The organism is Paraburkholderia sp. Tr-20389, assembly GCF_017104565.1.
In the GTDB taxonomy this organism is placed as follows: Bacteria; Pseudomonadota; Gammaproteobacteria; order Burkholderiales; family Burkholderiaceae; genus Paraburkholderia.
In genome coordinates this window covers 1-6709 of sequence record NZ_JAAGPD010000095.1, presented here as the reverse complement: position 1 = coordinate 6709, position 6709 = coordinate 1, and the positions used below count along the sequence as shown (strand labels likewise).

Below are 6709 nucleotides of genomic sequence, written 5' to 3'. Positions count from 1 at the left end.
CGGCGGGCGCGGAGGCCGCCATCGCCCCGGATGCGCCCGAGGCGCCCATCGCGGAGGGCAGCGGAGGATTGAGCGGCGCAGGCGCGACGATAGGCCGTGGCGCCGCATCCGCCGTTTTGCCGGGCGGCGGTGGACGCTGCGACTCGTGCGCCATGTTGACGTGCGTGGTCTTGTTGGCGTCTGCGTAACACGCAGCCGTGTCGACGGCCTGTTGTGCAGGGCCTTGGCTGCGCCCCGGATAGGTCAGCGGCTGCTGCGCAACGGATGCGCCACTGACGACGAAAAGCGCAATTGCAGCATGGGCGAAGCGTCTCATAGGCGAGCGGGCTCCCTGGCGAAGTCTTTGGTCTTGTCGGCGCGAATGCGCGTCGCGAGGTTCGCGTGTAGCCATGATGTACAAAATGGCCGGTGCGGCCAGTCAGGCCATAGCAGGCCGAAGGAAAGCCATCTCAGGATATCGCGTCGCAGCGGCGCAGCACGCCAGAAGCACGCCATTCGTCGCCAATTTCCGTGTTGCAATGCGATACGCGCCGACCGCACGTCAGCGTGATCAATGTAGCAGGCCGAACACGGCGACGCCGTTGGTCGTGCCCACATAGACCTTGCCGCGCGAGATCGTCGGCGTGATGAACTTGTTGCCCGCGCCCCACTGGTCGCGCGTTCCCGCCTGATTGCTGTTGTAAAGCTCGCGCGCGAGATTGGCCGCGTCATAGGCGTGCAATGCGCCCGTCGTGCCGTTTTCGGCAGCCCACAGTATGCCGTTCGATGTGCCGTTTGCGGAGATTGCGGGGGTGGCGCCGGGATAGGGAAAGGTCGTTGGGCTTTTCGAGGCGGCGGTGGTCGCGAGGAGCGCGTTCGTGACGGGCAGTGCCTTGATGTTGTCGTTCAGTGCGCCGTAATAGACGGTGCCGTTGAACCAGGCGGGCGAGCCCCAGATGCCGCCCGCCAGTGTGCCCGTCAGCACCTGCCAGATAGCGTTCGACGTGGCGCTGAATTTGCCCATCGCGTCGCGATCGACCACATAGATCTTGTTGTCCTTGCCGGCTGCTACGGCGAGATGCTTGATGGTGCCGCCCGCGGTCGTCACGTCGGGCAGCAGCATCGCGCCACCCGAGCCGAAATCGCCGTCCGCGTTCGCGAGCTGCACCACGTCGAGCGGCGCGAAGTAATCGGTGACCTTGAGCGGACTGGCCGAGAGCTTCATGAACGAATTGCCGTAGTCGCTATCGACGGGGAAGCCGTTTGCGTCGAGCGTCGTGCCGAAGGTGCCGTTGCCGTCCACCACATAGATGGACGTGCCGTCCGATGCCATGCCCGAGCCGGCCATCCACACGGAGCCCTGATGCCCGTTCGGCGCGACGTTGACGACGCCCGTCTGCTGCAGCGTATCGGCGCTATAGCTCATGATCCAGCCGGTGTACGCGCCTGCCATGCAATGCGCCGTCCAGCCCATGAAGATATTGCCGTTCACGAGCGTCAGCGCGACGCGTTCGGTGTGCAGCGAAGGATCGAACGTGAGCACGCCGTTGACGCTGTTGCCGCCCGAGCCGGGATAGGTGGCCGAGATTTCGCTCGGGCCGCCGAGGAGTTCGGCGCCGCTCGCGAGATCGAGCGCGTGCAGGCGATGGTGATAGCCGCCGCTCGCATCCTTCGTCATCGCAACGGCATAGAGCACGCCATTCGGTCCACGGTTGCGGTCGATGACGGGCGTCGACGTGATGCCGATCTCAGGGGTGATGTCGTTGCAGCCGCGATTGTCGCTGGGCGTTTCGTTCGCACCCGTCAGCGAGACCTTCCACAGTTGCGCATTGTTGTCGGCGTCGTACGCATAGACGCTGTTGTGCTCGGTGACGACATAGATCACGTTATGCGTGACGCCGCCGATGGAAAGACTCGTCACGGATAGCGGCTGGCCGTCCACCTTGCCGTCGGCGGCAAGAAAGGCGACCTTGCCGAACGACGACGTATTGACGTTGGCCGGCGTGAGTGTCGTCTCCGCGAGCATTTGCCCGGTGCGCGCGAGGTCGTTGTGATGCATCAGCACGTCGGTGGCGAACGCGACCGTGGATGTCGATGGCGAACTGCCGCCGGAGCCCGTGCCTGCATTGCCGCTTGCACCCGAACTGCTCGTGCCTGAGTTGTTCGACGAACCGTTGCCGCACGCCGTGCAAAAGAGCGCGAGCGTCACGGCGACAACGGCTTTGCTCGCGCGCGCAACGGAGCGAGGCGCGAGGCCCGTCGCATAGGCGAGGGACATGGACGGCTGTCGATGCATGCGTGTCTCTCCCCGCGCTCATATGAGCGTCCTCGCATGGCGGCATCGCGCATGTCCGCTGTTTCTATCCAGCGCGAACCCATTTCGTCATGTTAAGAATGCGCGAGCGGGATCAACCGACATCGCCTCGTCTCTTTCCGCCAGACGCCTGCATTTCGCGTTTGGCGATCGAACGACGGCGCTCGGGAGCGTTAATGCTGACGATAGATTTGCGTATCGTCGCTGGCGGGCGACGCCGTGGAATCATCAGGTGGTGTCCAGGCCTGGACGGTGGGCGGAACGATACGCGGCGCAGGCTTCGCCGGTGCTTTCGCCATGGCACTTCGCGTTGCCTTGGTCTTCGTTGTGGTCTTCGGGGTTGCTGTTTTGGCAGCGACCTTCACCGGCTTGGGTGTGTTCTGCGTATTTGCCTGCTTCATGGACGTTCGATGCTCCTGCTTGGCCGGTGTCGTCGTGCTATGTGGGCGCGCAGGCGCTGCGCTGGCAACCTGACGTGTGCGTGGCGCAGGTTGAGGCAGCGGTGGGGCAAGAGGCTTCGCCGCGAGCTGCTTCGCCGGCGTCTTGCCATGCGAAGCCGAGGGAGACGTAGTGGTCGACGTGGGCGGCAAACCAGGCGAGCTGCTCGCGAGCGCGCTGCTGTGCGCGTTGGCGGTCATATGAGTTGCGGCACCCGCGACGACGGCGGTATCGGTCGCATCGCGGCTGCGTAGGGTTTCGATCTGTTCTCGCAAGGTCCGCGCGAGTTCCTGCGTGCGATCGGCAATGCTCCCGCGATCGTGATGCTGTGATGCGCGCAACTCGTTCTGACCGACGATGCGTCGCAAGCGGCTTTGCATCGCGTCGCGTTCCGTGAGCGTGATGTAAGTGCCGAACGCGATGGCGAAGCCAAGCAGTATGACGGCCGCGCCCGTGCTCAGCTTCCAGTCGGGTGCACTCACGGAAGGTGGCGCGGTGAGACGGCCCGGCCTCGGCCTGATGCGTCTGAATAGCGGCGGATAAGTGGGCAAGGGCTCGTGCGCGTTGTCGGCCGAAGGTTTTTCACTCACTTTCGGCAAAGAAGCGTCGAGCGAAAACAGCAGATCGAGTGGCGGCGCAGGTACGTCAGGCTTCGCCACTCTGTTTGTCTCCGTTGCCGTATCGCGGGACTCGTGCGGCGGCGCAGGACGCTTGCGAATCGTGTCCATCAGCGGACTCCCATGCCGGCACGTGTGACGGCTTCGCACATTCTTCTCGTTGGCAACCATCGTGCGCAGGACGTGAGCTTGTCGCGGCGCATGGCGTCGCGTGTGATCGCACGGGCTTTATGCAATATGAGTCAGCTTGTGCAATAGGTCAATGAAACTCCTCTATTCAGTTCAAAAAACGTGTTTGCGTGTATTCGAATCGCGACAAAGTGGTTGTGTCGCGAATGGCTGTTTGTGAAATCGGCATTCATCGCTGATTGACGGCATTCGAAAATATGAGTGAAAAGGATGGCGAGTGCCCCATGGCGGATTTGAAAAATAAAAAATAAATCGAAGAAAAATATCTAGCTGTTCTGCGCCATTCATGCATCCCCATTTATGGGTCATTGAAAGAATGAGTAAATTCGACCGAATAATAAAGAAAAAGCGTAAAGACACACCGGCATTTATCACCGCGATGGTGCATAAGCATAAAACGAACCTGATTAATTGTCATACGTTACAAAGTGTTACCCGGTTTCCACAGACGTAAGAGGCCGCGTTCTGTAGCATTCGCCCTTGAAAATGAATCCAGTTATTCAGCGCATTTCGTATGACGGTTGTAAAGGCCGTCGTGTAATGATTCTGAATTGATTCGTGCCGGTATTTGCAAATTCCGGGCGAGTTATCGGACATGACTGGAATCGTTTTTTCAGTTACATCTGGTTGCAATCGGTTGAGCACGGCCTCACTCGCACAATTCAATGCTGCGGGCTTGCAGGAAATGCGCTGCTCCAAATTACCGGCACCGCCGCCGCACCGGCAGTCGACGCAGTAAGAACGACTCCGCGTGCAAGACAGCCAACCTTGAAATCCAGCACACGTCTTCGGGCATTTTTGCCAGGCGTTTTCGGACGGATTTCGATTGCCCATTCGCATTCCCCATGAAAGTCAATTCACTTCTCGTTTCGTCATCGATAGCGGTCCTTCTCGCGGGCTGCGGCGGTGGCGGCGGCGACACCGCCGGCGTCGGTACGTCGACCAATAGCGCGTCGCAGACATCCGGCACCTCCGCGGCGAACGCGACGGCCAATGGCAACACCGTCGGCACCATCAGCTGTGCCTCGCCATCGACCGCAAGCGCGTCGGCAGGCGGCTCACTGATCTCCGCCGATACGCCGAGCAGCGACGGCACGCGCCTGTTCGCGTCGGGCGCGAACTTCCCCCTCGCATTTACGACGAACGCAAGCAACGCGGATACGCTGAACTGGTCGATCGCCGACACGACAGGGCGTGTCGCGGCGAGCGGCAGCTTTGCCGTGCCGCGCGGCGCAGCGACGACGACCTTGACCTGCACTTCGACGCTTGCGGGTTACTTCGCCGCGTCGGGCAGCCTGAAGGCGGGCGGCGGCACGTTGCCTCAAGCGGGCACGCGTCCGACGGGCATCGCAACCTTCGGCGTCGTTCCTGACCTGAGCGGCATCGTGCCCGCCGTCACCTATACGAAGCAGGACCAGCACCGCTTCGGCATGCAGGGCGCCAACGGCAACGCGGCGGTGCTCGCGGGCCTCGGCATCTCGCAGACGATCGACAATCGCCAGATGTCGGCGATGGAGCCGAATGGCGCGAACACCTTCAATCCGTCCGCGAACAATCTCGACGCGTTCTACACGACGGGCAACGTGATGCGTCTGATTCGTCTGGATGGTGTGCCGGGCTGGGCGTCGAAGTCGGGTGGCTTCGAGGACTTCACGACCTTGCCGAAGGACATGTCGTATCTGCAAGACTATATGAGCCGTGTCGGCACCGAGTCGAACGCGATCCGCCTCAAGTACTTCCCCAAGCAGTCGGCGAACTTCTATCAGGTGACGTGGGAACCCAACCAGTTCTGGACGGATACGGATGCCAATTTCGTATCGCTGTACCAGTCCGTCTATCAGGGCATTCACTCGAACGATCCAGGTGCTGTCGTGATGGGCCCGACGGACGCGTTCCCGAGTCTCACGAACCAGCGCCTCGCACGTATCGCTTCGCTGGGCTACGGCAAATACATCGACGGCGTCGCAACGCACGGTTACTACGATGCAGGCACATCGCCGTCGCATCCGCCCGAGCGTCTCGCTACCAACCCTGACGCCGCGACGGCTGCGAATGCGCTGAACAACTCGATGCGCACGCTGCGTACCACGATGCTGAACCAGTATCGCGCGGGCATGAAGCTGTATCAGACAGAAGTGGGCATCAGTTACGACCTCGGCTCGTCGTATGGTGCGAACTATCCGACGGGTAACGTGCTGTTCGCGCAAGGTGCGGTGGTCGCGCGTACGCACATCATTCTGCTCGGCGAAGGTGCGGACGTTTCATACGTGTTCTACGGTGCGGACTATCCGGGTGAAGTGGGATACGGCACATTCTTCGATCTGTCGAACGCGCAAGGTTCGTATGGCGCGAGCAACATCAGTCCGAAACCGGCTGCGATGGTCATGAGCGCGATGTCGCGCATTCTGGACGGCACGAATACGCTGGGTCCTGTGAAGGGCACGCCGTCGGGTGTCTATGCTTACTCGTTCCAGCAGATCAACAACGGTTCGGTGATCACGGCCTTGTGGACGCACAACAATGATGCGTGGAGTGCCAGCTCGGGTTTCAGCTCGACCTATAGCGTGGCCTACAGCCTGACGGTCGATGCGCCCGGCACGAGCGGCACGGTGAAGGTTCTCGACATGATGGGCAACCCGATGACGCTGAACTACACGAACGGCACGCTGAAGCTGAATCTGACGGAAGCGCCGGTCTACGTCGTTTCGAAAAATGCCGACGTCGTGAAGAGCAATGTGAATCCGCCTCCGGGTTACGTCGGCTCTTAAGTGAGTCGGTCGGTGGGGGGGGACTTGCCGTTGCCCGTTCGACTGGCAGATCTCATGAAGAAAGCGCGCGGATGTTCCGCGCGCTTTTTACTTCTGCGTTGCACTTCTCGGGTCGTGTCGTGCTTTGCGTATGAGGAGATCTTGAGATCTTCTCTGCAATAGATGCTAAGGCGCTTGATCGAAGTTGGCGTAGCACGCAACTGCTTAGGCGTTGACTCGTGCTCACTAAAGCAGCAGCGCAAATTTTTCTGTGAACGTGCGAAATAAGTGCTTGACAGCCCCCTTGGGGTTCCGCATAATTCGGCCTCTCCAAACGACGGAGACGCAAGAAAGCAGCAGCAAACAGCAGCTTTTTAGCGAATGTTCTTTAAAAACTAACAGCCGATAAGTGTGGGTGCTCGATG

At 60.7% G+C, this 6709-nt stretch carries 3 protein-coding genes and 1 pseudogene; 1 reads left to right on the top strand and 3 read right to left on the bottom strand.

All coding sequences use genetic code 11. The features are described 5' to 3' along the window. The 3 genes and pseudogenes from G3N95_RS40155 to G3N95_RS40145 form a co-directional block, all read right to left on the bottom strand. A pseudogene (locus G3N95_RS40155) lies at window positions 1–316 on the bottom strand (hypothetical protein); the annotation flags it as partial. 234 nt (window positions 317–550) lie between these two features. Then, on the bottom strand, window positions 551–2275 hold the full coding sequence (locus G3N95_RS40150) for a PQQ-binding-like beta-propeller repeat protein (protein WP_205975614.1): 1725 nt from the start codon (window positions 2273–2275) through the stop codon (window positions 551–553). Window positions 2276–2466: 191 nt separating this feature from the next. Beyond that, window positions 2467–3459: a hypothetical protein gene (locus G3N95_RS40145; protein ID WP_205975613.1), complete on the bottom strand. Its 993-nt coding sequence runs from the start codon at window positions 3457–3459 to the stop codon at window positions 2467–2469. A 923-nt stretch (window positions 3460–4382) separates the two neighbouring features. Here G3N95_RS40145 and G3N95_RS40140 point away from each other — a divergent pair. After that, window positions 4383–6305 carry a hypothetical protein gene (locus G3N95_RS40140; RefSeq protein ID WP_205975612.1) on the top strand — a complete coding sequence of 641 codons (1923 nt, stop codon included), beginning with the start codon at window positions 4383–4385 and terminating at the stop codon, window positions 6303–6305. Window positions 6306–6709: the final 404 nt, after the last annotated feature.

Coding starts and splice junctions, on each gene's coding strand:
- G3N95_RS40150 (WP_205975614.1), bottom strand. CDS start 2,275: ATGCATCGACAGCCGTCCATGTCCCTCGCCTATGCGACGGGCCTCGCG.
- G3N95_RS40145 (WP_205975613.1), bottom strand. CDS start 3,459: ATGGACACGATTCGCAAGCGTCCTGCGCCGCCGCACGAGTCCCGCGAT.
- G3N95_RS40140 (WP_205975612.1), top strand. CDS start 4,383: ATGAAAGTCAATTCACTTCTCGTTTCGTCATCGATAGCGGTCCTTCTC.